Raw genomic sequence first — 25162 nt, 5'->3', positions numbered from 1 at the left:
TAATACCATGAGTCATGCTGTAAATCGTCTCTATCAATATCGCAAGTCAATAAGCACTCGCGAGTTTCGCGCCAGAGGTGCAAAAGTGCCTCGCTGTCCGACGTGTCGCTTACATCGAGAGCACTGTATTTGCTCGCTCAGGCAAGTGAGTGATAGTCAACTGGCAACAGCGTTAATTATGTACGATGACGAGGTGCTAAAACCAAGCAATACCGGTCGTTTAATTGCCGATGTGATAGAACAAACGCATGCCTTTTTATGGCGGCGTCAAGACATCGACCCAGAGCTAGAGCGATTGTTAAACAGTGATGATTACCAGCCGTATGTGGTGTTCCCCAAAGCTTATGCGTTACCTGAACAAACGGTTTACGAACGCAGTGTCCCGAGCACTTGTGGCAAAATCCCGTTGTTGATTTTTATCGATGCTACATGGCGACAAGCGCGTAAAATTTACCGCAAAAGCCCGTATTTACACAAACTGCCAATAATCAGCTTGAGCTTAGGCGAGCAACAATTATCACAGCAACAAGGTCCCTCAGTAAACGGCTCTCGCTATCAAGTGCGCAAAGCGGTCATTGAAGGACAGCTAGCGACCGCTGAGGTGGCAGCATACGTATTGCAATTATTCGGCGACAACAAAGCGAGCCAACATTTGCACTTGTGGTTTGATGTTTTTACCTATCAATATCAACAGGGGGTAAAACAAAGCAATTTAGCCGATCCTCTGTCTGTAGCTCGTTATCAAACGTTTATAAAGTCTCATTATCCGCAACCATGACATTGCCTGCTGTTGTCTATAGGTGCTTGACATCACTGCTAAAGTTGGTGACAGTGAGCGGTATAGGGGTGGAGAATAACGAGTAAAAACAAGCAACGAATAGGGCAAAAGGAGACGAGTGTGGGTTTACAGAATATGTTCTTAGCTTTATCGATACGTCGGTTAAAGACAGGTGTGAGTAACGGCCAGTTGATGAGGGTGTTCGGCGGCGTTGCATTGGCGTTTAACACGAGTATTAGTAGCGCTTACGATGACGATGTTTATTTGGCAACGCTTAGTAATAACGACATTATCACCGTGGTGAATGTCAGTGATAGAGACGGATATGACAATCAGCCACACTTTGCCGAGAATGACACCGTCTTATTGTATACGGCGATGTATGACCTAGCTACCGATGTACACGCAGATGGCGACAGCTCTGCTCCAAAACGTCAAACAGACAGTATGCGCTATGATATTGAGCAGGGCACATTAGTCAATTTAACCAATTCTGTACAAAGCGAATATTCACCGACAATAACCCCTGATGGCGATCACGTGTCGGTGATTCGAGTAGCCGAAGATGGCCGCCAATTGATGTACCGATTTGCCTATGGCACTGATGAGCATAGCGCACCGTCGTCGAATTCAAGCAACCGCCAAGGTAAACCAGTATCGGGCGAGGTATTACTTGGCGACACATATGATGTTGGCTATCACACGTGGCTTAATAACGATGAATTATTGTTGTTTGTCCTCGGTGAAAAAATGCAGTTAAAACGCGCCCGTGTCAGCTCTGGTGAAACTGCGTTAATAGATACCGACATCGGTCGAACACTGCGCAAAGTAGCGGTTGGCGATGCGCTTGATGACCGATTCAGCTATACCAAAGCTGTTGACGGACAGTGGCAACTCAAAGTCTATCATCGAGACCTTAAATCGGTATCAAAGCACACCGTGTTACCTGGTGCAAACATGTATTACGCCTGGCACCCGAATGGGAGTCTGTTATCGGCTGACGGCGCCAAGGTGATGATCAACGCCAATTGGCAAGTAGAAACAGTGCCAGCAAGCGATACTCAGTGGCAACAGTTTGCTGATTTTAGTCAATATTGCTCTGGTCATATTACGCGCATGGTAATGAGCCAAGACGCCAGTAAACTGGCGTTTGTGTGTTCGGTTAAAGATAACCAGTAAACGAGCAGATCAAAAAAGCGAGGCAACACGGTTGTGTCGCCTCGCTTTTTAACGTCATATGTCGATCAATTTTTGCGTATCGATGAGCTCACATTCGTCAACATTCAATGATGTTAACAGCTAAACCACCGCGAGACGTTTCTTTGTATTTGGTTTTCATGTCTTGGCCAGTATCCCACATGGTTTTGATCACTTTATCAAGAGACACCTTTTGCGTACCGGTGCCGCGCATGGCTAATCGCGAGGCATTAATCGCTTTAACTGCGCCCATCGCATTGCGCTCGATACACGGAACTTGAACCAAGCCCCCCACCGGATCACAGGTTAGGCCTAAGTTGTGTTCCATACCGATTTCTGCCGCGTTTTCAACTTGCTTGGGACTACCTCCCATAATCTCAGTTAACGCGCCAGCGGCCATAGAGCAGGCGACACCTACCTCGCCTTGACAACCAACTTCAGCGCCAGATATCGAGGCATTAGTTTTGTATAAAATACCAATGGCCGCCGCGGTTAGCAGGTAGCGAATGCAGTCGTCGTCGGTAACAGGTCTGACAAATTTATTGAAGTAACACAATACCGCAGGCAGGATACCGGCAGCGCCGTTGGTTGGTGCCGTTACCACTTGTGAGCCTGCCGCGTTTTCTTCGTTGACGGCCAAGGCAAATAAGTTGACCCAATCCATCGCGTTTAGGGGATCTATGTCTTTTTCTACCGTCAACAAGCGATATAAGTTTGGCGCTCTTCGCTTGACATTTAAACCGCCGGGTAAGATACCTTCGGTTTTAATGCCGCGCTCAACACAGGCGTACATACACTGCCAAATCTTGAGTAGCTCATCGCGGATATATTGCTCGTCATTCAAACACTTTTCGTTGGCCATCATCACCGAGGATATACTCAAGCCACTTTCTTCACACAGCGCCAACAGCTCGTCAGCGCTAGTAAAGCGATATGGTCTTTCTACGTTGTTATGCAGCGACAGCGCCTTGTTTTTTTCGCGCTCAAATTCGCTGTCTTCAACAATAAAGCCTCCACCAATGGAGTAATACGTCTTTTCCAAAATGACATCGTCACCGTCAAAGGCAAAGATGGTCATTGCATTGGCGTGAGCGGGCAGGGTTTTGCGACGATGATAAATAATAGATTTATCTTTGGGAAAATCGATGGTGTGCTCTTGATTGAGGCGGATCGACTGGCTGTTAACCGTGTTCTCGAGAATCTTGTCTATGTCTTCAACCGCAACGTCTTCAGGGGTTTCGCCGTGAAGCCCTAAAATACACGCTTTACCTGTGCCGTGGCCAATACCGGTTTGGCCTAATGAGCCAAACAGTTCGACTTTAACACGACTGACACGACTAAACAGTTGTTCCTGCTTTAATGAGTCAATAAAGCGATTCGCTGCGCGCATCGGACCTACCGTATGTGAACTCGACGGGCCAATACCTATCGAGAACATATCAAATACACTGATCATGTTGAAATTTGCAACCTTTGTTTGTTACTAAATTTTACATTTAGTTTTATTTTGAAATTTTGTTCGGATATTAGCGTATTTATCCAAATTATCATAGGGTAAATTGCGAAGAGTGACTTATTTTAAATGTTGTACCAAATCTTTGATTATTGCCGCAGTCGCCCCCCAAATATTGTAGTGCATATAAGGCATAAAGTGGATATTGTGGCGGGTACCACGACGTTCGACCGTAAATGACAGATGATTACCTTCATTAATGAAATGCTCAAACGGAACGACAAATATTTCCGCGACTTCGTTTGTGTCGATGATAAATGGGTACTCAGGGTTAATAAAGCCGATAAATGGCGTGATTTGATAGCCGGTTATGACGTGATGTGGTTTTAACTGACCAACAATTTGTACATCGCCAGGTTGTAGGCCAATTTCTTCGTGCGCTTCACGCAAGGCCGCAGCTAATAAACTGCTGTCTGACTGTTCGACTTTACCGCCAGGGAAACTGATTTGTCCAGGATGATGCTTTAAATGCGCGGCGCGTTTAGTCAATACGACTTCAAGACCATTGTTGTGTTCAACTAATGCAATAAGCACACTTGCTTGGCGCAGCTGCCCGTGATGGTGATAGGCATCATTTATTTTTGTCAGGCGTTGGTAGTTAAAACGCTGGATAAACTGCTGTTTGTTCATTGATAACCTTATTTTGCGCATACCCATTCATAGCATATCAACAAACAATGCGTTCGTCATTGCGCAACGCCTTGGCCATATTAGGGGGCAACATACCCTAGGAACGATTTTCAACGGCACTGACTTTTATTTGCAAGGCTTTAGTCGCGTTAATTGTAGATAAGAGTATATTGTTTAATTTTTAGCATTTTATAAGTGAATTACGCGATATTTTTCAGAATGAAAACAACTAAATGAACGTTATTAAGGGGGGAAAGTTAGCAAAGCTAACCATAACAAGGCACATAACAAGGCAGCTTTTTGACTGCCTTAATTATTTTTGAGTAACCAGTGTCATTTAAAAATTATAAACAGCGCCAATACTGAATACGTCAATTTGATCGCTGTCACTTTCAAATAGCTCATATTCAGCGCGGAAAGAGATGTCATTCCAGTGATAAGTCAAACCAAGACCATAAAATACATCTGAGCCATCTTCTGATTCCGATACAGAGAAACTTTCGCTTGGGATTTGTGGGTCGCTGGAATTAAACTCCATGTAACTTTCTAATTGAGAATCCCAACTGAACATGCCAACTTTAGCGTAAATTGAAACTTGCTCAGCAACGGGATAGGATCCAACAACATTAATAATTAATCCATCAACTTCAACAGAACCATCTATGAGTGTGTCAAACGTTCCACCACCGATAACTTCAAGACCGACACTTTCAGACAAGGAAAAGGTCAACTCGCCCAAGTTGGTATAACCACCTTCTATGGATATATAGGCATTAATCTGGTATCCACCAATCAATTTAAATGAAGTGTCTGAATCGTCAAAACTATCGACGCCAAAATCATTTGAAGCCAGGTCATACGTTGCTTGACCAATAAAGCCTCCTACGTACATGGTATTATCAGCATCAACTGACTCAGCGTGAGCAACCGACGATGTGCTGAGACAAAGTGCAGCTAATATTTTTATTTTTCCTTTCACTACTAAATTCCTTTTTTCAATAAAATCAAAGTCTTTCGGGCTTTTGCGACGTGTGACTCTAGCACTTTATGTGTAGGAAAGCAATTCAATACGCACGCTCTTTGTTGGCTAAGTTTTTAAAATAGGCAAAATTTTGGCGACCTTATCAAATGTTTCTTGGTACTCGCTGTCTACTTTTGAATCGGCAACCAAACCACCACCGGCCCAACAGTGAATGCGGTTGTTTTCACAAATCAAGGTGCGGATGGTTATCGAAGTATCCATTTTGCCACAGGCTGACAAATAGCCTATCGAACCGCAATAGACACTCCGACGATGTGGTTCTAACTCTTCGATGATCTCCATAGCCCGAATCTTAGGGGCTCCGGTTATCGAGCCTCCGGGAAAGGCACCGCGCAATAAATCGCTGGCACTTTTGGTTGGGCAGAGCATGCCTTCAACCGTACTGACCAAATGATGCACCGCTGGAAAACTTTCTATGGCAAATAAACTGGGCACTTTTACCGTGCCGGCGAGACAGGCCTTAGAAATATCATTGCGCAGTAAGTCCACTATCATTAGGTTTTCCGCTCGATCTTTATCGGCACTTTGCAGTTCTCGCGCATTGGCCGCATCAATATCGGCTATCGTTGAGCGAGGGCGAGTGCCCTTAATCGGCTTGGTTTCTACCCGTTGATGACTCACTTGTAAAAAACGCTCTGGCGAAACACTTAATACCGCACCCTGTGTAAGTCGCATAAAGGCGGAAAACGGCGCTTTGTTGTGTTCCCTTAACTTGTTATACGCGGTGAACTCATCTCCTTGGTAATTGGCACTAAAACGCTGAGCGAGGTTTATTTGATAACAGTCTCCGGAGCGCAAGTAATCTTGAACTCGGGCAAATTTTTGCCGATATTGCTCACTACTCATGTTGGCTTGCCAATCTGAGGTCAAACTGAAATCGGCTAGTGCGGCTGTACCGTGTTGGGCGATCTGGGTATAAAGTTGTTGTGCCACGTGTTCGATGTCATCATCCCACGACACCAATTCATATACGTTGTGTTGGCGATCGTAAATTACGGCATTGCCATAAATGCCAACAGCCATGTCGGGTAAGTTAATATCCGCTTTGGCGTCAGTTGGCAGCGTTTCAAAACGTCGCCCTAAGTCGTAACCAAAGTAACCGACAGCACCACCGACAAACGGTAATGATGGGTGTTCGTTAGTGCGGTTTGAAAATACCTCGTTGAGCTGCTGCTCAACTAAGGTTAACGGATCGTCATCACTGGTGTATTCACTGCCATCGCGTAAATCGCTTATAACGGTAGTGTCACCAGTGGTGGTTATGGTGACTAATGGAGCGAACACCAAAATATCAAAGCGACTGTCTTGGTGATCGCTGTCACCGGAGTCGAGCCAAACGCTCCATGGCGTTTTCGAAAATGCATTAGCAATGTCACTGATGGCAATGTGATCGGCAAAATTTAGGGTTTGAATTTGGTAAGTAGTGCGTAGTTGCTGGTTCACGGTAGTGGTTAATTCAACATGTTGACCTTTTCTGGTCGCTATTGTAGCAGAGTTATCGGCTATTTGATCAATGTGTTATTGAGATAAAGGTGTGGCAGGGGTATCATAGCTACACTTTATATAATGACTCCCTTTTGCGTCTTTGGCGTTTACGTCAAAGACAGATAACCACTCGATCTGTGGACTGTACATTGAGGTCATATGCACGACAATAGCCTCTGCCTTGTTAGCACATCGAGAAATCAAGAAAAACGAGAAAACTATGACGGTAATTAAACAGCAAGATTTTATCGATAGCATTGAAGATGCGTTGCAATACATTTCGTATTACCATCCTTTAGATTACATTCAAGCTTTGGAAAAGGCTTATCACAAAGAGCAAAGCCAAGCAGCTAAAGACGCTATTGCACAAATTCTTATCAACTCACGTATGTCTGCCACCGGCAAGCGTCCAATCTGCCAAGATACTGGGATTGTGACTTGTTTTGTTAAAATCGGTATGGATGTTAAATGGGATAAAACCGATTTAACGGTACAACAAATGGTTGATGAAGGAACGCGTCGTGCGTACACCAACCCAGATAACCCGTTACGCGCGTCAATTGTCGCCGATCCGGCCGGTCAACGCACCAATACCAAAGACAACACGCCATCGGTTGTTCACATTGATATGGTTGCTGGGGATAAAATTGAAATTATGATCGCCGCAAAAGGCGGTGGTTCTGAAAATAAAACCAAAATGGCAATGCTTAACCCAAGCGATTCAATAGCTGATTGGATTGTTAAAACCTTACCGACTATGGGCGCAGGTTGGTGTCCACCGGGTATGTTGGGCATAGGCATTGGCGGTACGGCTGAAAAAGCAGGCGTACTAGCCAAAGAAAGTTTGATGGATCCAGTGGATATTCAAGAGCTGATAGATCGCGGTCCACAAACTGCGGAAGAAGAGTTACGACTTGAAATCTTTGAGCGCGTCAATAAGTTAGGTATTGGCGCTCAAGGCTTGGGCGGTTTAACTACCGTGGCCGACGTTAAGATTAAGTCGGTACCAACTCACGCAGCGTCAAAACCTGTCGTGATGATCCCAAACTGTGCGGCTACTCGTCATGTACACTTTTTCCTAGACGGCTCTGGCCCGGCAAATTTACAGCCACCAAAATTAGAAGAGTGGCCAGAAGTAACTTGGGAAGTTGGTGATAACGTTCGCCGCGTTAATGTTGATACCTTAACCAAAGCCGATATTGCCACGTGGAAAACCGGTGAAACAGTATTGTTATCGGGTAAGATTTTAACTGGTCGCGACGCGGCCCATAAACGCATTCAGCAATTACTCGAATCCGGTGAAGGTTTACCTGACGGTGTCGATTTTACCAACAAGTTTATTTACTACGTCGGCCCTGTCGATGCCGTTGGTGATGAAGTCGTTGGTCCTGCAGGACCGACAACTGCAACGCGTATGGATAAGTTTACCGAGATGATGCTCGCTGAAACCGGTTTACTTGGTACCATTGGTAAAGCAGAGCGTGGCGCGGCAACAGTAGAGAGTATCAAAAACCACAAATCAGTGTATTTAATGGCTGTTGGTGGCGCGGCATACCTAGTGTCAAAAGCCATTAAGAAATCACGAGTGGTGGCATTTGAAGAGCTTGGTATGGAAGCAATCTACGAATTCGAGGTTGAAGATATGCCAGTGACCGTGGCGGTTGACAGTGCTGGTGAATCAGCTCATGTTACCGGTCCAGCGATTTGGCAAGCAAAAATTGAAGAGCTTGACAGTGCTTTAAAAGGTTAACCTACATTAAAACAAAACGTGCCCGTGGGCACGTTTTGTTTTATGCAACTACGGTACACATTCTTTATACCAATAGAAAGTATCTCGGCTGGCAGTTCAACTAATAAAACAACATTTTAATGCTGGTCTCGTTTAACACACTAACTGATTAGACAATGAAAAAATTACTTAAAACAACGCTTTTAGCGTCGTTGCTAATAAGTGCAACGCAGGTACAAGCAGATATATTAACGGTTGATAAGTTAAATACCCTAAATCAACTGCACGATGTGGTTATTTCTCCCAATGGCGACAGCTTAGTATACGGCATCAAAAACGGCCAAACCGGTCAAAGCCAGTTGTACAAACGCGATATTGCAAGCGGTGATGTGGTGCAGTTAACCTCACACGCCAGTACTGAGCATTCGGTAACATGGGACAACAAGGGCACTGGTTTATACTTTTTATCGTCGCGCAGTGGTAACTCGCAGTTGTGGTATTTACCACTAACCGGTGGCGAAGCACGCCAAATAACCAACTTTCCATTGCCGGTTGAAGGCTACAAACTCAATCATCAACAAGACCAAGCAGCCTTTGCATTTACGGTCAAGCCCGGCTGTGACAGCTTTGCCTGTACCCAGCAAGCGATGGCCGAAGAGCAAAGTAAAAAACACAACACTCGCGCCTACGACAAATTAATGGTGCGTCATTGGGATGCATGGCTTGATGGTTTTAACCAGCATATCTTTGTCGGTGCTATCGATGTTGATCAGGTGACGACTAACGCCAAAGACATCATGACTGATTGGGACACTGATTTTGCTGGTATGACGCAAGTTGCGTTCAGCGTCGATGGTAAAAAGTTAGCATTTTCTGCAAAAACACCGGGTGTTGACCATGCTTGGTCAACCAATTGGGATATTTTTGAAGTAGAGTTGGCGAACAATAACATCACCAATATTACCGAACAAAACACCGCCTGGGATGCGATGCCGGTGTACTCATCAGACGGCAAGTATTTGGCTTGGAAAGCGATGAAAACACCAGTGTATGAATCGGACAAGTACACGCTAACGATCAAAGACCTACAAACCGGCGATGTCAAACAAGTTGCACCGTTGTGGGATCGTTCGATTGCCAGCTTCCAATTTGATCACGACAATCGCTCGGTGATTGCGGTGGCCCAAGATGTTGGTCAAAAATCAATTTTTGAAATCGATCTCGCCTTCGGTGATGTCAACACCATCTTTAATGATGGCTATGCCGCAGATGTGTCTATCAATGGTGACAAGGTGTACTTTACTCGCCATAACTTAGCCAGCCCCGCCGATGTATACGTTATTTCAAAAGATGGTTTTGGCCTTCAGCAATTAACACAGGTAAACAAACAAGAGCTAGCCAATGTCGACATGGGGGCATTTGAACAATTCAAATTTAAAGGCTGGAACAACGAAGATGTTCATGGTTATTGGGTAAAGCCGGCCAACTTTAAACAAGGTCAAAAATACCCCATTGCTTTTCTAGTACACGGTGGCCCGCAAGGTAGTTTTGGCAATATGTTCCACTATCGTTGGAATGCGCAGTTATGGGCAGCACAGGGTTACGGCGTGGTGATGATAGATTTTCACGGTTCAACCGGTTATGGTCAACAGTTTACCGACTCAATAAGTGGTGATTGGGGAGGCAAACCCCTGGTTGATCTGCAAAAGGGTATGGCTTACATCAGCAAGCAACAGCCTTGGTTGGACGCTGATAACGCCTGTGCGCTAGGGGCGTCGTATGGCGGTTATATGATGAATTGGATCATGGGTAACTGGTCAGACGGTTTCAACTGTATCGTTAACCATGCAGGTCTGTTTGATATGAAGAGCTTTTACCACACCACTGAAGAGCTGTGGTTCCCAGAGCACGATTTCTCAGGGCCTTATTGGCAATTTAAACAAAATTACGACAAGTTTGATCCTTCAGCCCATGTCGATAACTGGACTATGCCGATGTTGGTTATTCAAGGTGAACTGGATTACCGCGTGCCTTACAGTCAGTCGCTGGCTGCGTTTACGGTATTGCAACGCAAGGGTATCGATTCACGCTTAGTGATGTTCCCCGATGAAGATCACCACATTCGCAACCCCGATAACTTAAAAGAATGGTATCGCGAAGTGTTTGCTTGGATGAAAAAATACCTCAAGTAAACGTCGCTTGACCATATACATTGATTAAAAAATCTCGTTGCTGATATTCAGCGACGAGATTTTTTTTAACGCTTTGCAATAGGGGCTATCTGTGATTTAATGACTGTACATATAACCAGTATAAAAAATCAAGAAGACCTTATGAGTTTGGATAACCCGTTATTACTGCCCATTGTGGTAGCGACGCTGATACTTTTACTGATCGGCTTAACCCTGTTTGTTATCAACCAATTAAAACAACTGAAAACCCAAGCGCAACACGACAGCCGTGACAACGCGGTAATGGCAGAAAAAATTGCTCACATTGATAAAATTAGTCAACAACAAAGTCAATTACAAAACAACTTTATCAACGCCACACAACAACAACTCGCGCAACTTCGATTGTCGTTGACCGAGCAATTGGCCGAGCACAAACAGCAGTTTAATAAGAATCAAATCGAGGCGATAAATCAGTTGGTTGGGCATTTGCAGAGCACTACCGCGCAAAACCGCGAAGAGTTGAGTCGAGCGATGCAAGCCAACGGCGAAGTTTTGGCCAAGCGGATGAACGAATTAACCCAAAACACCGATAAACGCCTACAGGAGATCTCCGCAGGTGTTGAAAAGCGCCTTTCAGAAGGCTTTGATAAAACCACGAAAACATTTAACGACATCGTCAAGCGTTTAGCGATTATTGACGATGCTCAGCGCAAAATAACCGAACTGTCTAGTAACGTGGTCAGTTTGCAAGAAGTGCTGTCGGATAAACGCTCTCGCGGCGCATTTGGTGAAGTTCAACTCAATGCGCTAATTCGCAATGTACTGCCCGAAAAACACTTTGCCCTGCAATATACCTTATCCAATGCCAAGATCGCCGATTGCATATTATTTTTACCGCAACCGACCGGTAATATCGTTATTGACTCGAAATTTCCGTTAGAAAGCTATCGCAAAATGACCGAAGTGGGAATAAGTGATGTCGAGCGGAAAAATTACCAGAATCAATTTAAACAAGATATCAAGAAACACATTAATGACATCAGCAGTAAGTATATCTTAGATAAAGAAACCGCTGATGGAGCCATTATGTTTTTACCGGCGGAGGCGATTTTTGCCGAAATTCACGCCCATTTCCCTGAGCTTGTTGAACTGGCATACCGCTCGCGGGTTTGGTTAACTTCGCCAACCACGTTAATGGCGGTACTTACCACCGTGCGCAGTGTGCTGAAAGACGAGGCGACGCGTCAACAGGTTCATATAATCCAAGAGCACTTACACATGCTAGGTACAGATTTTAATCGCTTTAAAGAGCGCTTTGATCATCTCGCCAGACATATTGATCAAGCCGCTAACGACGTTAAAAAAATTCATACATCAGCGAATAAAATCAGCAGTCGGTTTGAAAAAATTGAGCAGGTTGACTTGTCACAAGGTGATGATGACACCAAGCCTGCTCGGGTGTTTGAGCAGACGTTGGTGCGCTAATAGGGGGTTAGCTGTTGCTAATGACGTTAATAAACACTACCGAAAGCAATAAGGGGCAAACAAAACGCAAGTAGTTTGCCCAAAATTTCAACCACGGCTTTTGTTGTAGCAATTGTTTATCGGCAAGTTGATTGCCTCGCTTGTACATCCAACCCACGACGATAAAATAAAACAAGCCCATGATTGGCAGCTGGAACGAGTTCACCCAATTGATCACCATGCTAAAAAGTGGATCAAAGTTAAACACTAACGTCATGCTTGCCGACAACACGATAATCGATACCAGTAGCGTCGCCCGAGTCCGCGAATAGCCCTTGTCTTCAACCAAATAGGCAACCGGAACTTCCGTTGATGAAATCGTCGAGGTCAACGCTGCCATTGACATCAGTGAAAAGAACACCAGTGACACATAAATACCAATTTGGCCCATTGATTCAAATAGGGCGGGCAGGGTGGCAAAAATCAATTGCGGCCCACCAATAAGTTGACCATCGCGAAAGACTTCTTGCCCCATGTGCTGAGCCACAAATAAGGTCGGAATAATTAGCAGGCCCGCTAAAAACGCAATCAGTGTGTCTAATGCGCCAATAGAGAGCACTAACTTGCCTAAATTGGCATCTTTTTTCAAATAAGAGCCATATACCATCATTCCGCCAACGCCAATAGATAGCGAGAAAAACGCCTGTCCCATGGCAGAGATGATCAGCTGTGGATCTTTTACCTGCTCAAAGTTAGGCGTTAAGTACATTGCTACGCCTTCACTGGCGCCAGGTTGTTGTAGAATGTAGGCAATTAAACCAAGCAGTAACAAAAACAGAACCGGCATCAATCGCGAAGACCAGCGCTCAATACCTTGGTGCACACCGCGGTTAATGATCAACGCGCTTAACAAAATAAACACGGGGGTAAAGGCGAGATTTCGGGCGGTGCTTGACTCTGCCAACCAGCTTGCCAAACTCTGAAAACCGACGAGCTCCATGATCGGGGCCAAGGCATGTGATAGCATCCACCCAGCCACAATAGAATAAAAACTGAGCATTAATACCGCGCCTAACAGACCAAATAGTCCAGCCCATTTGCCCAAATTTGACGACACATCAGCACAGGCTTGCTGTAAGGCAGCAACCGGATTCTTTTGCGCTTGGTTACCCAAGTAAACTTCCGCATATAGGGCGGGTATGGCCAATAAAACGGTAACGATTAAATAAACAAACACAAATGCGCCACCGCCGTTGTTTGCCGCTTGGGTAGGAAATCCCCAAACGTTGCCAAGACCAATCGCCGAGCCGGCAGCGGCTAAAATGAAACCAAGTTTAGAATGAAATGAATCTCTTGTTACTGACATATCCTACATTTTTGATGTTTTTAAAAGGCACCAAGCCATAACACACAATTTGCCGTATTTTAGCAAGTAAAACTTGTTATTTTGTCAGGTTTTTACCGTGCTTGCTTGAATTTTATGCGTTTGTGGTGGAGGCAATAACTGAGCGGCTTTTTTTACTGGTGTCGAAGGGGTTGGCTGTTTATCATAGCCAGTAATGTCATTTTCAATGAAGTATAGATACGATGTTACAATACAAAATTGTCCCGGTTACGCCATTTATGCAAAATGCCACCATTGTTTGGTGTGATCAAACCATGCAAGGGGCTATTATCGACCCAGGCGGCGAAACCGAACGCTTGTTAAGCGAGGTGGATGCGTTAGGAATTACCCTAACTAAGTTGTTATTGACTCACGCTCACGTCGATCACGCAGGTGGTGCTCACGCTATCTCAACGTCTCGAGATATACCTATTGAAGGGCCTCACCGCGAAGATAAATTTTGGATTGATATGTTTGATCTGCAAATACAGCAATTTGGCTTTCCCGATAGCGAAAGTTTCACTAGCTCGCGTTGGTTAGAAGATGGCGATACTGTTGAGTTGGGCAATGAGCAATTCGAGGTGTATTTTTGTCCAGGGCACACACCAGGGCACGTTATCTTTTTTCACCGCCAATCGAAGTTGGCGCAAGTTGGTGATGTGTTGTTTAAAGGCTCTATCGGACGCACCGATTTCCCCAAAGGCGATCACCCAACGCTAATTGCCTCGATTAAAAACAAGTTATGGCCATTAGGTGATGATGTGCGCTTTATTCCTGGTCACGGGCCCATGAGTACGTTTGGCGAAGAGCGTCGCAGCAACCCATACGTGCGAGACTAAACGTTAACGCTATCAGCGCTAGCTGCCAAGGCATTACAGTGGTTATACGCTGTTCACGTGGGCATTAATACCACCTTGTGATAGCCGTGCAGACATGCGATGCATCGGTTGTGCGCAATAACACGGTACGTGTTCAAGGCGACAGACCGAGGTAGCATCAGTCCCCTGAACAACACATGTTGGTAACATAACTAAATTTCGTCGGTGTCCATTTGCCCAGACATGCGCCGACGAATATGGGACCATGACATCCCCAAGGCCAATATTGCCGCCAAAATCACTAAAACGATCCAGGTGATACCGGTGGTTTCTTCCAAACTGAGTACACCCCACTCGACTAACAACCATACTAAGGCAGCAAAAAAGGCACTAGCAAGGGCTAAGCCAAGCACCCCCATTGACCGCAGGGTCGCATTCACATAGATAATCCAACCGGTGAGCAATACGACCCCCGCCAGTAACACTTGCGGTGAAAAACCCGCGCTTTGAACCCAACGAATAAAACAATACTGTGTTGGGTTGTAGGTTAACAGAACCAACAAGAGGGCAAAGATAAAGCGTATGCTGAAGCCTTGTGGTGATATTTCTTTCATAATTAGATCTCTTTTTACTAAAGCCTGTATTGTGGTTAGGTGCCGTGATTTTTCATCATGTGCAATAAGTGGTTACTATCACAGCTCTAACGCGTGATGATCTTTTTCAATAATGCTAGTGCGGCGAGTGCGAGAACTAGCTCATTGTGAAAATTACCAATCAAGGTCAACACGCCCTAGCTGTTATAAGTTTAGTTGATAATTTTTAATGCGTTAGCGCTAAGCAACCGAGCCTATTGATGCTCATTACTCGCGTTTACACTTATCCTAAGCGTGGGTAGTATGGTGTATTAAAACTTGCAATTTTCGCCCTGACGGCGTTGATCCTCGTCGCTTTTCTACCATAATCAATGATATTTAATGCGAAATAGGAACTGAAACTATGAATGTTGTTGAAGTTAATCACCCGCTCATTCGCCACAAGCTTGGCCTGATGCGACAAGCCGGTATTAGTACTCGAGATTTTCGAGAGTTGGCATCAGAAGTAGGCAGCTTACTTACCTATGAAGCGTCAAAGAACTTTGCATTAGAGAAAACCCAAATTGACAGTTGGAACGGTCCGATTGAGGTGGATCAAATTCGCGGCAAGAAGGTTACCGTCGTACCGATTTTACGCGCAGGCCTTGGCATGATGGATGGGGTATTAAAGCTTATTCCGAACGCGCGTATTTCGGTGGTTGGTATGTATCGCGACGAACAAACACTTGAGCCGGTGTTTTATTTTGAAAAGCTGGCTGGAGAAATAGAAGAGCGGGTAGCCTTAGTTATCGATCCAATGCTTGCAACGGGTGGCTCAATGGTAGCGACCATCGATTTACTCAAACAGCGCGGTTGTACCAATATTATTGCCTTAGTCTTGGTGGCGGCGCCAGAAGGCATTGATGCATTGGCAAAAGCACACCCCGACGTCACGCTATACACCGCAGCTATTGACGACTGTTTAAACGACGCAGGTTATATTTTACCTGGCTTGGGTGATGCAGGCGACAAAATTTTTGGTACTAAGTAACCAATTAAATAGCTAGGGCGTGTTGATATTTTGAGCTATAAATTTTATTCAACCTAAATGATTTCTGATCAAAATAGCTGTCATGCAGCATAGTCATCTAGGTAAATGTCAGATATTACAGAGCAGAGAGAATTTAGGCAGAACCGTACGGGCAGCGTTTGTTTGAAATTTCTACGTTGTTAACGCCTATTTGTTTAGATGACTAAACTTTATAGTCGTTGTCTTGTATAAATCCCAAACAACTCGCTACAAAAATGAACTGCAAAGTTCAATACGCCCTAATTAATCCGCTCGTTGCGATTGAAACGGTCACCGTGGCGTTGTTTGATGCTATTACTTTATAGCTCGTAAACGCAACGCCCCCCATCGGCAATAACAGCAACACTGAATATTCGCTGAAATGTTTACACTTGCGTTAGCGAGCTCATTACATGTATCAGTGCTACCTAACGCTAGTTGGTAAGTAAACCCACTATCATTGATCAAAAACTAGCAATATGAATCGGTGTTGAACTAAGTTCACTAGGCCGACGTTATTTAACCCGAGTACAACTATAGATATTAAGCCAGATCAAACAGTTACAACATGTCACCGTAGCGGGCTTATTGCCGGTCAAAGAGAAACGATATCTAAGTTGTATCAAATAGTGTACAGCTGCCGTGGTAGCAGACAGTAAATAGCGGTGAATTTGTGTGTGAAAGTTTTTATGTGTGCTTTCATTTGTGGCGCTAGCAATGCTAGAATCGCCCTCAGTGGTCAGCGCTAGAAAATGTTAACTTTTGCAGCGCTACCCGTATGAACGATTAAAGCAAAGATAATAAAGCATTACGCTGCCTTGGGGAAACAGTTATGAGTACACTGCGCATCGACATCGATTTAAACGATCACAACCGAGCTTGTTTAAACACCATGAATGACGTGATTTGTGAGCAGTTAATATTACAGAAAAGTCGATTACACGAGCGTTTGGCGCGTGTATCTAACCAATTTTGTGATAAAGCCGTGGTTAGGTTAGACAGTTTACAGCTTAGCGTGGATCAGTTAGAACAAAACTCAGGTGTTGTGCAAGCGCACTATGAATTCGACGCTTATCACGACTTCGAAGATATTGAAAAGCACAAGCAAATTACTGAATCATGGCGCTTTTTAATAACTGAGCAGCAAGCGGTCTTTGAATTGGATATGCCTCAATTGCATCACGCTCACGAGTTGTAAGGTCACTGAGTTTTCAAGTCACCTCCAAGCCTAGTGTGAAAGTGGTTTAGATTGTTTTCATTAAGGGTTACTTGGTGTGGGCTAGGGTTAGTGTCATATAAAAAAGCGCATAGGCAAATCGTGCCCGTGCGCTTTTTTGTGTGGTCTTCGAATGGCGGTAGATGTCGGCTGTATCAAGCACACGCAAATCAACTATTGTCGACTCAACCATCTAAGACACGCGCTAAGGCACGCGCGTTTTAATATGTATCACAATTGATGACTCATTTGATGACGACCGCCAACCAGTTCGCGTTTATCAATCGCTAGTCTCTGCCTCGCATGTCCTGTGATAGCTTGCCAAGGTCGTCGAGTTGCGAGGTATCAAGGGTGCTATCTTTAACCACATGGACACCGTCGGTATTACCGCCAACCACATCAATACATTGCTGTTCGTTGAGTTCAGTTATCGGTAAGGATTGTGTCTTGCAATCGGGTGTTAATAGCGTTGTTATTACTTTTGAATTAACAGTCATTGTAATCTCCATATAGTTTTGATGTTAACCGTAAAATGAGTTCAGACTGAGACAGCCACTGGCATGTCGTACAACTCGACTTGAGTTGGCACACCACGATTGGTGCTCTGTCTGGATTGACCTCACGCCCTGACAGTGGCGAGGTAATCTTTGTTAAGTTTGGTATAGTCAACTCGATTGTCAAACCACACGGCCACCAATAAAAGCGTCATAGACGCTACTCGTCTAACGCATGTACGCATAGCCAACTAGAACTCCGTTGCGCTAAGCGAGGTTAAGTGTTTGTATTATATAGTACTTGACAGTTATGGTGCTTCCTGTCATTTTAAACGAGTGTTTTAAACTGGCCTATGCGATAGGCTAGATATCGCCATTTAGGAACTGTGTGCAGCCATGGATACCAAAACAAAAATATTAAATGCCGCCGAAACCTTGTTTGCCGAAAAGGGTTTTACCACAACATCGCTTCGCGAAATTACCAGTGCGGCGGAAGTGAATCTCGCTGCCGTGAACTACCACTTTGGCTCGAAAAAAGAGCTGATTAAAGCACTGATGAAGCGCTATTTAGATCAGTTAAGTCCTCCCTTGGTTGAATCGTTAAAGGCGGTAAATGAAAAAACGACAGCGCCTACCTTACTGCAAGTGTTTGACGCATTTGTTGAACCTTTGTTATCGCTAAATGACTTTCGCGACAACGGCACCAGTATCTTTTTACAGCTGTTAGGACGCAGTTACATAGACAGCCAAGGCTTCTTGCGTTGGTTTATTACCACCAATTATCCGGGAATTTTAGATAATTTTATTGGCGCTGTAGAAAAAGCCTATCCAGACTTGACGCGCGAGGACATATTTTGGCGTTTGCACTTTACTATGGGAACGGTAGTTTTCACCATGTCGTCGTCGGCAGCACTGATTGATATTGCCGACAATGATTTTGATACCAAAGTGGATGTCGCCGGTGTTATTAAACGCATTATTCCTTATCTCGCCTCGGGTGTTGGCGCGCCCATTATAAAGTCATAAGACTAGAGAGTTTAAGCTACAACAGTAGCTGCATATTATGTTAAAACCCAGCGAGTAGTGGAATTACCATGGCCTTATTAATGATTGACGTGCAGTCAACCGAGTTAAACCGCGAAGATGAAGCGCTATTGGCGCACCCTAAAGTCGGTGGATTAATTTTATTTAGTCGCAACTACGACAATGTAGAGCAACTCACCCGATTATGCCAACAGGTCAAACAGATCAACCCTAAATGTTTAATTGCCGTCGATCAAGAGGGCGGACGTGTGCAGCGTTTTAGACACGGTTTTTCGGCGCTTCCGCCAATGGGAAAAATTTATGCTCATGCGGTAAGCACAGCTGGTAGTGAGCAAGAGGTAATGGAACGAGCTAGGCAAAACAGTCAGGCTTTTGGTTACCTCATGGCCTCAGAGGTGAGGGCGTCGGGTGTCGATATATCACTAGCACCGGTGTTGGATCTCGATGGTATTTCAGAGGTGATTGGCGATCGCGGTTTTCATCATTTACCGCAGATGGTGAGCTGTTTATCATCGGCTTTTATTAGCGGTATGCAGCAGGCAGGAATGAAAGCCACCGGCAAACACTTTCCTGGACACGGCAGCGTGCAAGAAGATTCGCACATAGCCATGCCGGTTGACTTTCGCAGTAAGCAACAAATATTCGACCATGATTTGACCGTCTTTAGCCAGTTAATTGCCAATAGGCAGCTAGATGCAATTATGCCTGCCCACGTTATTTATCCCGCTGTTGACGATAAGCCCGTTGGTTTTTCAGCGCTTTGGTTACAAACGATCTTGCGCCAACAGCTAGGGTTTGACGGAGTGATATTTAGCGACGATTTATCGATGCAAGGAGCGAGCGTGGCGGGCTCTGTCGTTGAGCGCTGTCAAGCGGCGGCGCAAGCCGGTTGTGATATGCTGTTGGTGTGTAATGACCGACAAGGCGCTGTTGAAGCCATTGACCGCGCTGACATCGATGCGCAAAACAACATCGCGCAACAGCGTATCCAAACCATGTTGGCCACTGTGCAACACCGTTGGCATGCACTTGGCGAAGATGCGCTGTATGTCGCTAGCGTTGCCCAACTAAACCGCTTTAATCAATGTTGACACAAATTTTAAATCGCGCTTAGCAGGTAAAATATCGCTATGAAATCAAGATATATGTTGTATATGGCTCCTGTTGTTGCTGCACTGAGCTACTTCGTTCTTCTTTTTGTGGGCTTAGGTCACACACCAGCGGTCACCGCGGCCATTACCGTACTAACGGTGTTATTGTGGATCAGTGAGGCGATGCCCATTCCCGCTACGTCGTTAATCCCCTTTGCCTTGTTGCCACTGTTTGGCGTACTTGATCACACGCAAGCCGCTTCCGCGCTTGGCTCGCATGTTATTTTACTGCTGATGGGGGCGTTCATGCTGTCCAAGGCCTTGGAAAAAAGCGGAGCTCACGAACGCTTGGCGGTATACATGGTTAATTTCATCGGGGTGAGCAGCGCCAAAAGGTTGGTGTTTGCCTTTATGTTAACCAGCGCCGTATTGAGTATGTGGATATCGAATACGGCGACCGTATTGATTATGCTGCCAATGGCATTGGCACTGCTGGCACACGTCGATAATGACCGGCTGAAAGTGGCTCTTATTCTCGGTGTTGCCTATGCGTCCAGTGTTGGTGGCATCGGCACATTAATCGGCACACCGCCCAATGTTATTTTTGCCGGGATTTACGAAGAATATACCGGCCAAGAGTTTGGCTTTTTACAGTGGATGAAAATCGGTATTCCGGTGGTGTTAGTGACCATTCCCGTGATGGCAATTTGGTTAACTCGAGGCTTAAAACTAACCGACGAAATTAGCATGCCAAAACTGGGCGCGTGGCGGATAGAAGAAAAGCGCACACTGTCGATTTTTGCCTTAACAGCCTTAGCTTGGGTTTTCAGGCAAGAGCCCTTTGGTGGTTGGAGTGGGTTAATTGGCGCTCACGGTGTGGGCGATAGCACCGTCGCGCTAGCTGCTGCAGCGCTAATGTTTGCCGTGGGCAACGGCAAAGGTGGGCGATTGCTCGATTGGCCAACCGCGAAAACGATTCCTTGGGACATGTTGTTGTTGTTTGCCGGTGGTATTGTTATCGCCAAGGGCTTTATGGCTTCGGGTTTATCGGATATGTTGGGTAACTGGCTCGCATCACTGGCGTATTTACCGCTGCTGGCGATGTTGCTATTACTGTGCTGGGTGGTGACGTACTTAACTGAAATCACCAGTAATACGGCGACCGCGACGCTACTGATGCCGGTTTTGGCGGTTGCCGCGTTGTCTGCCGGCCTTGATGCGCACGTGTTTATGATCCCCGCTGCGATTTGTGCCAGTTGTGCGTTTATGTTACCGGTGGCTACCGCGCCCAATGCGATAGCCTATGGAACCGGAAAAATTACCATTTCAGACATGGTGAAAGAGGGCGCAATACTCAGTTTTGTGGTGGCGATGATCGTCGCCGTGATATGTTACGCGTTGTTGTAAATTAACCCGTCAGTCACAGCGTAAGCGCTACTCGCGCAGCGCCGCGTCGAGCAGCGCTTTCATATTGGCTGCCAGTGTCGGTTGAGCTTGTTGATTGGGGTGAATGCCATCGCTTTGCATTAGTGCAGGGTCGGTGGCAACGCTTTCAATAAAAAATTCCAATAAGGTGACGTTCGTTTGTTCAGCGACATCGACAAACACTTGCTCAAACATTTGGTTGTAACGTTGTCCGTAATTGGGCGGTATTTTTATTTTTGATAACAACACGCGAATATTTTGCGCCTTGGCTTTGTCGATTATTTGTAACAAATTATGTTTAATTAACTTCGGGGGAAAGCCTCTGAGGCCATCGTTACCGCCTAATTCGATCAGTAAAATATCAAACTGTTGTGACGCCAAAATACCGTCAAAACGGGCTAAACCGCCACCTGTGGTCTCTCCGCTGATGCTGGCGTTAACGATGCGGTAGCTTGCCTGTTGTTGTTCAAGTTGCTGATTGAGCAGATGCACCCAACCTTGATTTTGTTGCATTCCATAACTTGCACTGAGACTATCTCCTAGTAGTAGAATAGTATTGTGAGCCAAAACCTTATGGCTTAACGTAAGGTTGAATATGATAACGATTAGGGACAAAAATTTTAACATGAAGCAAGATTCCGAAATTATATTACAGTGCCAAGGTGTCACTAAACAGGTAAAAACGCCAAGCAACGATGCTGATGATAACGTGCTGACCATATTGCGAACAATTGACTTACAAGTCAAGTCAGGAGAAACGCTAGCGATAATCGGTGCTTCGGGCTCGGGAAAAACGACCCTGTTGTCATTACTCGCGGGCCTCGATGTGCCAAGCAATGGCGAGATATTTTTAAAGGGCTTGCCGTTGCATCAATATGACGAAGAGCAGCGCAGTCAGGTACGCGCCAACCACGTGGGCTTTATTTTTCAATCTTTCCTCCTAATTACCAGTTTAACGGCGCTAGAAAATGTTATGTTACCAGCCGAACTCGCCGGCGATAGCGATGCCAAGCACAAAGCCGAGGCAATGTTGCAACGGGTTGGCTTGGGATCTCGTTTTGATCACTACCCAAGCCAATTATCTGGCGGTGAGCAACAACGCGTTGCTATCGCTCGGGCGTTTATCAGTCAACCGGACATTTTATTTGCCGATGAACCAACCGGTAACTTAGACGCCACTACCGGCGAAACCATCAATCAGCTTCTGTTTGAGTTAAACGAGCAGCAGGGTACGACGTTAGTGTTGGTAACCCATGACAATGAACTGGCGCAACGCTGTCAACGACAATTGACGATGCACGCGGGGGAATTTGTCCAGCAAGAAGCAACGATGGCAGAGGTGGGTTAATGACGATGCCGATTTGGATGCGCCATTCACTGCGATTGTTTCAACACGAGCTAAAGCGCGGTGATCTAACCATTATTTGTGCGGCTATCATTTTAGCCGTGGCCACCGTGTTCTCTCTCTCGGGCTTTAGCGATCAAATTCGCTCGGCACTGATCAGTAAAAGCAACAGTTTCATCGCCGCCGATCGGGTTTTGCAGTCCAGTAGAGAAGTCGATGCCAAACTGTTGCAAGAGGCCACACAACGGGGGCTTAATCAAGCGCAAATACTGTTGTTTTCGTCGATGATTTTCGCCGAAGACGAGATGTTATTGGCCTCGGTTAAGGCGGTTAGCGAGGGTTACCCGCTGCGCGGCGAACTGCTCATTGACCAAGAAAATGGACGTCAGCAGCAAAGCCAACCGCCACAGGGTAGTGTTTGGGTGGCACCGAGCTTATTGGAGAAAATGTCGCTTAGCGTTGGCGACGAGATTGAAATAGGGGTAGCCAAGTTTGTGATAACTGGAACGGTGTTTCAAGAGCCTGACACGTCATTTTCGGTGTTTACCCAAGGCCCTCGAGTTTTGATGAATTATCAAGACGTTGCGAAAACACAGGTTATTCAACCGGGTTCACGCCTCACTTATCGTTACTTATTTGCCGGTGATAACGACGATGTAAAAGCGTTTGAAAGCTGGATCAAGCCACAGGTACTTGAAACGCAACGCTGGTACGATATTAAGTCTCAGCAATCGCCTTTGGCACGAGCTCTCAATCGCGCAGAGAAGTACTTGGCGTTGGGTAGCATGCTCGGCATTATTCTGGCCAGTGTCGCCGTCAGTGTTGCTGCTCGCCGTTATGGCCAACGCCATCAACCAATGGTGGCAGTGTTCAAAGCGATGGGCGCATCGATGACCCATATTCGCAAATTGTACTTGTTGCACTGGACAACACTGGCCTTGTTTTCTATTGCTGTTGGCTTGTTACTCGGTGCGTTGATCTTAGCCTTGGGCTTGTACTTTATTAGTGACCATTTACCGTACGGCTTGGGGGACATGACCAGCTACCCCTTCGTGGTGGCCATTTTTACCGGCCTGCTTTGTGCTTTTGCCTTTGCCATTACTCCGATGCAACAGCTTATTGCTACACCGGTGCTGTCGGTGATTCGCGGCTTCACCAGTTTTGACAAACGTCGCTCGCTGATTGGCAATTTACCGCCGCTGTTGGCCGTATTTATTTTATTGTGGTTGTTTAGTCGCGATGTCATTCTTACATTAGCGTTAATGATAGGTGGTGTTATTGCGACCGGTATTGTGGTCTTACTCGGGCGCTTACTGGTTTCGGCAGGTCGCAAAATAGGCTCTCAAGCTGGGCAGAGTATTCATTTGGCAATGGCTAACTTGAAGCGTCGTGGTAAACAAAACAACGTGCAGTTGATCAGCTTCACCGTTGCGATAAAACTGTTATTATTGATGTTGGTCGTGCGCAACGATTTGCTAGACGAATGGCAGGGGCAGTTACCGGCAGATACCCCAAATCAGTTTTTAGTCAACGTTAGTCAACAGCAGGTTACTGCGGTGGAAAGCTTTTTACGCCAAAACAATATGTCGGCCAGTGCGCTGTATCCCATTGTTAGAGGCCGCTTGAAAGCGATTAACGATGAAACCGTGCAACGAGCATCGTCAAAAGAAACCCAAGATGGCTCGGATCAAGGACGTCAAGGTATTGGTCGAGAGCTGAGTTTGACCTGGCACAACCAGCTGCCGGATGAAAATGTTATCGTGCAAGGGGCGTGGTTTAAACCGGGTGACAACCGTCCTCAAGTTTCTGTTGAGTCGCGGGTGGCTGAGCGTTTAGAGCTCAAGCTGGGAGACAGTATTCGCTTTCAAATCGGTGCACAAGAGGTGGACGTCACCGTCACCAGCATTCGCGACGTCAACTGGCAGAGCATGCAACCCAATTTTTACATGATTTTCTCCGATTCGGTACTGACTCAGTTTCCGGCAACTTACATTGCGTCAATTCACGTTCCGGACGATAAAAAGCGTGATATGCAAACGTTTTTAAGCCAATATCCAACCATCAGTGTGATTGATGTCGAAGCGATTTTATTACAGCTTAGAGATGTTATAAGCCAAGTTTCTTTAGCGGTTGAGTTTATCTTGATCTTGGTGTTAATTGCCGGCGCTTTGGTACTTATTGCCCAAGTACAGGCCAGCATGGAAGAGCGGGAGCGCGAGCTTGCTATCTTGCGTACATTAGGGGCACGTGGTGCGCTATTAAAAGCCGCGACCTTACTCGAATTTGTTATTTTGGGAGCGATAGCGGGATTACTGGCCAGTATAGGCATGGAAATCGCGGTTTACGTGGTGCAGCAACGGGTATTTGATATGCAACCTAATTGGCACATTGAATACTGGGCTTTGGGGATTGTGACCGGTGCGACTTTTGTCGGTCTCATGGGACTGATAAGTTGTTATCGGTTAATGAATTTATCAAGCGTTACCTTGATAAGACGGACGCTGTGATACCAACCTAGACATCGACGGTATAGCCACGCCAATCTCGTTCGGCGTGGCTTATCATGTTGCTGATAACGATTATCGGCTGTTGATCTTTGTGCTATACCTTTGAGACCAATCTCATACTTTAAATTGCTCGAAAAACAGACAGCAAAGGTCATCGACCCTAGCTTTACACAAACCTCTAGATA

Annotated in this window: 21 protein-coding genes; 13 read left to right on the top strand and 8 right to left on the bottom strand. The window is 45.6% G+C overall.

Annotation, left to right across the window (positions count from 1 at the left end):
- The first annotated feature begins 7 nt into the window (after window positions 1-7).
- On the top strand, window positions 8-778 hold the full coding sequence (locus ACAY30_RS08425; RefSeq protein WP_290250144.1) for a tRNA-uridine aminocarboxypropyltransferase: 771 nt from the start codon (window positions 8-10) through the stop codon (window positions 776-778).
- Window positions 779-898: 120 nt separating this feature from the next.
- The gene (locus ACAY30_RS08420; RefSeq protein WP_290250143.1) at window positions 899-1957 is read left to right on the top strand and encodes a hypothetical protein; all 1059 of its coding nucleotides are present in this window, start codon (window positions 899-901) and stop codon (window positions 1955-1957) included.
- Window positions 1958-2054: 97 nt separating this feature from the next.
- Here the strand turns inward: ACAY30_RS08420 and ACAY30_RS08415 are convergent, their stop codons facing one another.
- From ACAY30_RS08415 to pabB, 4 genes are all read right to left on the bottom strand, one after another.
- Window positions 2055-3431: an L-serine ammonia-lyase gene (locus ACAY30_RS08415; protein WP_290250142.1), complete on the bottom strand. Its 1377-nt coding sequence runs from the start codon at window positions 3429-3431 to the stop codon at window positions 2055-2057.
- Window positions 3432-3548: 117 nt separating this feature from the next.
- A complete protein-coding gene (locus ACAY30_RS08410) occupies window positions 3549-4118 on the bottom strand; it encodes a CoA pyrophosphatase (RefSeq protein WP_290250141.1) in 570 nt (189 codons plus the stop codon).
- A gap of 337 nt (window positions 4119-4455) precedes the next feature.
- Window positions 4456-5097, bottom strand: a complete 642-nt coding sequence (locus tag ACAY30_RS08405; protein ID WP_290250140.1) for an outer membrane beta-barrel protein — start codon at window positions 5095-5097, stop codon at window positions 4456-4458.
- 108 nt (window positions 5098-5205) lie between these two features.
- A complete protein-coding gene (pabB, locus tag ACAY30_RS08400) occupies window positions 5206-6603 on the bottom strand; it encodes an aminodeoxychorismate synthase component I (protein WP_290250139.1) in 1398 nt (465 codons plus the stop codon).
- A gap of 262 nt (window positions 6604-6865) precedes the next feature.
- Between pabB and ACAY30_RS08395 the strand changes: the two genes are divergently transcribed.
- The 3 genes from ACAY30_RS08395 to ACAY30_RS08385 all read left to right on the top strand — a co-directional run bounded on the left by ACAY30_RS08395 (window position 6866) and on the right by ACAY30_RS08385 (window position 12033).
- The gene (locus ACAY30_RS08395; protein ID WP_290250138.1) at window positions 6866-8395 is read left to right on the top strand and encodes a fumarate hydratase; all 1530 of its coding nucleotides are present in this window, start codon (window positions 6866-6868) and stop codon (window positions 8393-8395) included.
- 155 nt (window positions 8396-8550) lie between these two features.
- Window positions 8551-10566: a S9 family peptidase gene (locus tag ACAY30_RS08390; protein WP_290250137.1), complete on the top strand. Its 2016-nt coding sequence runs from the start codon at window positions 8551-8553 to the stop codon at window positions 10564-10566.
- A 141-nt stretch (window positions 10567-10707) separates the two neighbouring features.
- Window positions 10708-12033 carry a DNA recombination protein RmuC gene (locus tag ACAY30_RS08385; protein WP_290250136.1) on the top strand — a complete coding sequence of 442 codons (1326 nt, stop codon included), beginning with the start codon at window positions 10708-10710 and terminating at the stop codon, window positions 12031-12033.
- Window positions 12034-12040: 7 nt separating this feature from the next.
- On the opposite strand, the gene ACAY30_RS08380 is transcribed toward ACAY30_RS08385, so the two are convergent.
- The gene (locus ACAY30_RS08380; RefSeq protein WP_290250135.1) at window positions 12041-13378 is read right to left on the bottom strand and encodes a sodium-dependent transporter; all 1338 of its coding nucleotides are present in this window, start codon (window positions 13376-13378) and stop codon (window positions 12041-12043) included.
- Window positions 13379-13599: 221 nt separating this feature from the next.
- Between ACAY30_RS08380 and ACAY30_RS08375 the strand changes: the two genes are divergently transcribed.
- Window positions 13600-14235 (top strand): MBL fold metallo-hydrolase, encoded by a 636-nt coding sequence (locus ACAY30_RS08375; protein ID WP_290250134.1) that lies wholly within the window; start codon window positions 13600-13602, stop codon window positions 14233-14235.
- A 191-nt stretch (window positions 14236-14426) separates the two neighbouring features.
- On the opposite strand, the gene ACAY30_RS08370 is transcribed toward ACAY30_RS08375, so the two are convergent.
- Window positions 14427-14828, bottom strand: a complete 402-nt coding sequence (locus ACAY30_RS08370) for a DUF6524 family protein (protein ID WP_290250133.1) — start codon at window positions 14826-14828, stop codon at window positions 14427-14429.
- 382 nt (window positions 14829-15210) lie between these two features.
- On the opposite strand from ACAY30_RS08370, the gene upp reads away from it, so the two are divergent.
- The gene (gene upp / locus ACAY30_RS08365) at window positions 15211-15837 is read left to right on the top strand and encodes a uracil phosphoribosyltransferase (RefSeq protein WP_290250132.1); all 627 of its coding nucleotides are present in this window, start codon (window positions 15211-15213) and stop codon (window positions 15835-15837) included.
- 850 nt (window positions 15838-16687) lie between these two features.
- Window positions 16688-17053 carry a hypothetical protein gene (locus ACAY30_RS08360; protein WP_290250131.1) on the top strand — a complete coding sequence of 122 codons (366 nt, stop codon included), beginning with the start codon at window positions 16688-16690 and terminating at the stop codon, window positions 17051-17053.
- A 305-nt stretch (window positions 17054-17358) separates the two neighbouring features.
- On the opposite strand, the gene ACAY30_RS08355 is transcribed toward ACAY30_RS08360, so the two are convergent.
- Window positions 17359-17568: a hypothetical protein gene (locus tag ACAY30_RS08355; protein ID WP_290250129.1), complete on the bottom strand. Its 210-nt coding sequence runs from the start codon at window positions 17566-17568 to the stop codon at window positions 17359-17361.
- 393 nt (window positions 17569-17961) lie between these two features.
- On the opposite strand from ACAY30_RS08355, the gene ACAY30_RS08350 reads away from it, so the two are divergent.
- The 3 genes from ACAY30_RS08350 to ACAY30_RS08340 all read left to right on the top strand — a co-directional run bounded on the left by ACAY30_RS08350 (window position 17962) and on the right by ACAY30_RS08340 (window position 21107).
- Window positions 17962-18591: a TetR/AcrR family transcriptional regulator gene (locus tag ACAY30_RS08350; protein WP_290250128.1), complete on the top strand. Its 630-nt coding sequence runs from the start codon at window positions 17962-17964 to the stop codon at window positions 18589-18591.
- Between the two features lie 68 nt (window positions 18592-18659).
- The gene (nagZ, locus tag ACAY30_RS08345; RefSeq protein ID WP_290250126.1) at window positions 18660-19700 is read left to right on the top strand and encodes a beta-N-acetylhexosaminidase; all 1041 of its coding nucleotides are present in this window, start codon (window positions 18660-18662) and stop codon (window positions 19698-19700) included.
- A gap of 39 nt (window positions 19701-19739) precedes the next feature.
- On the top strand, window positions 19740-21107 hold the full coding sequence (locus ACAY30_RS08340; protein ID WP_371189862.1) for a DASS family sodium-coupled anion symporter: 1368 nt from the start codon (window positions 19740-19742) through the stop codon (window positions 21105-21107).
- Window positions 21108-21134: 27 nt separating this feature from the next.
- Here the strand turns inward: ACAY30_RS08340 and ACAY30_RS08335 are convergent, their stop codons facing one another.
- A complete protein-coding gene (locus ACAY30_RS08335; RefSeq protein WP_371189860.1) occupies window positions 21135-21638 on the bottom strand; it encodes an arylesterase in 504 nt (167 codons plus the stop codon).
- Window positions 21639-21750: 112 nt separating this feature from the next.
- Here ACAY30_RS08335 and ACAY30_RS08330 point away from each other — a divergent pair, with 112 nt between their 5' ends.
- Window positions 21751-22473, top strand: a complete 723-nt coding sequence (locus tag ACAY30_RS08330; RefSeq protein ID WP_290250121.1) for an ABC transporter ATP-binding protein — start codon at window positions 21751-21753, stop codon at window positions 22471-22473.
- A complete protein-coding gene (locus tag ACAY30_RS08325) occupies window positions 22473-24977 on the top strand; it encodes an ABC transporter permease (RefSeq protein WP_290250120.1) in 2505 nt (834 codons plus the stop codon). The genes ACAY30_RS08330 and ACAY30_RS08325 overlap by 1 nt, the downstream gene beginning before the upstream one ends.
- Window positions 24978-25162: the final 185 nt, after the last annotated feature.

Source organism: Thalassotalea ponticola, from assembly GCF_041379045.1.
Lineage (GTDB): Bacteria > Pseudomonadota > Gammaproteobacteria > Enterobacterales > Alteromonadaceae > Thalassotalea_A > Thalassotalea_A ponticola.
This window is presented reverse-complemented; position numbering and strand designations above follow the sequence as displayed.

Bases quoted from the DNA above. Each gene is read 5' to 3' on its own strand.
- ACAY30_RS08425 (WP_290250144.1), top strand. From the start codon at position 8: ATGAGTCATGCTGTAAATCGTCTCTATCAATATCGCAAGTCAATAAGC.
- ACAY30_RS08415 (WP_290250142.1), bottom strand. From the start codon at position 3,431: ATGATCAGTGTATTTGATATGTTCTCGATAGGTATTGGCCCGTCGAGT.
- ACAY30_RS08410 (WP_290250141.1), bottom strand. From the start codon at position 4,118: ATGAACAAACAGCAGTTTATCCAGCGTTTTAACTACCAACGCCTGACA.
- ACAY30_RS08395 (WP_290250138.1), top strand. From the start codon at position 6,866: ATGACGGTAATTAAACAGCAAGATTTTATCGATAGCATTGAAGATGCG.
- ACAY30_RS08390 (WP_290250137.1), top strand. From the start codon at position 8,551: ATGAAAAAATTACTTAAAACAACGCTTTTAGCGTCGTTGCTAATAAGT.
- ACAY30_RS08385 (WP_290250136.1), top strand. From the start codon at position 10,708: ATGAGTTTGGATAACCCGTTATTACTGCCCATTGTGGTAGCGACGCTG.
- ACAY30_RS08380 (WP_290250135.1), bottom strand. From the start codon at position 13,378: ATGTCAGTAACAAGAGATTCATTTCATTCTAAACTTGGTTTCATTTTA.
- ACAY30_RS08375 (WP_290250134.1), top strand. From the start codon at position 13,600: ATGTTACAATACAAAATTGTCCCGGTTACGCCATTTATGCAAAATGCC.
- ACAY30_RS08370 (WP_290250133.1), bottom strand. From the start codon at position 14,828: ATGAAAGAAATATCACCACAAGGCTTCAGCATACGCTTTATCTTTGCC.
- upp (WP_290250132.1), top strand. From the start codon at position 15,211: ATGAATGTTGTTGAAGTTAATCACCCGCTCATTCGCCACAAGCTTGGC.
- ACAY30_RS08360 (WP_290250131.1), top strand. From the start codon at position 16,688: ATGAGTACACTGCGCATCGACATCGATTTAAACGATCACAACCGAGCT.
- ACAY30_RS08355 (WP_290250129.1), bottom strand. From the start codon at position 17,568: ATGACTGTTAATTCAAAAGTAATAACAACGCTATTAACACCCGATTGC.
- ACAY30_RS08350 (WP_290250128.1), top strand. From the start codon at position 17,962: ATGGATACCAAAACAAAAATATTAAATGCCGCCGAAACCTTGTTTGCC.
- nagZ (WP_290250126.1), top strand. From the start codon at position 18,660: ATGGCCTTATTAATGATTGACGTGCAGTCAACCGAGTTAAACCGCGAA.
- ACAY30_RS08340 (WP_371189862.1), top strand. From the start codon at position 19,740: ATGAAATCAAGATATATGTTGTATATGGCTCCTGTTGTTGCTGCACTG.
- ACAY30_RS08335 (WP_371189860.1), bottom strand. From the start codon at position 21,638: ATGCAACAAAATCAAGGTTGGGTGCATCTGCTCAATCAGCAACTTGAA.
- ACAY30_RS08330 (WP_290250121.1), top strand. From the start codon at position 21,751: ATGAAGCAAGATTCCGAAATTATATTACAGTGCCAAGGTGTCACTAAA.
- ACAY30_RS08325 (WP_290250120.1), top strand. From the start codon at position 22,473: ATGACGATGCCGATTTGGATGCGCCATTCACTGCGATTGTTTCAACAC.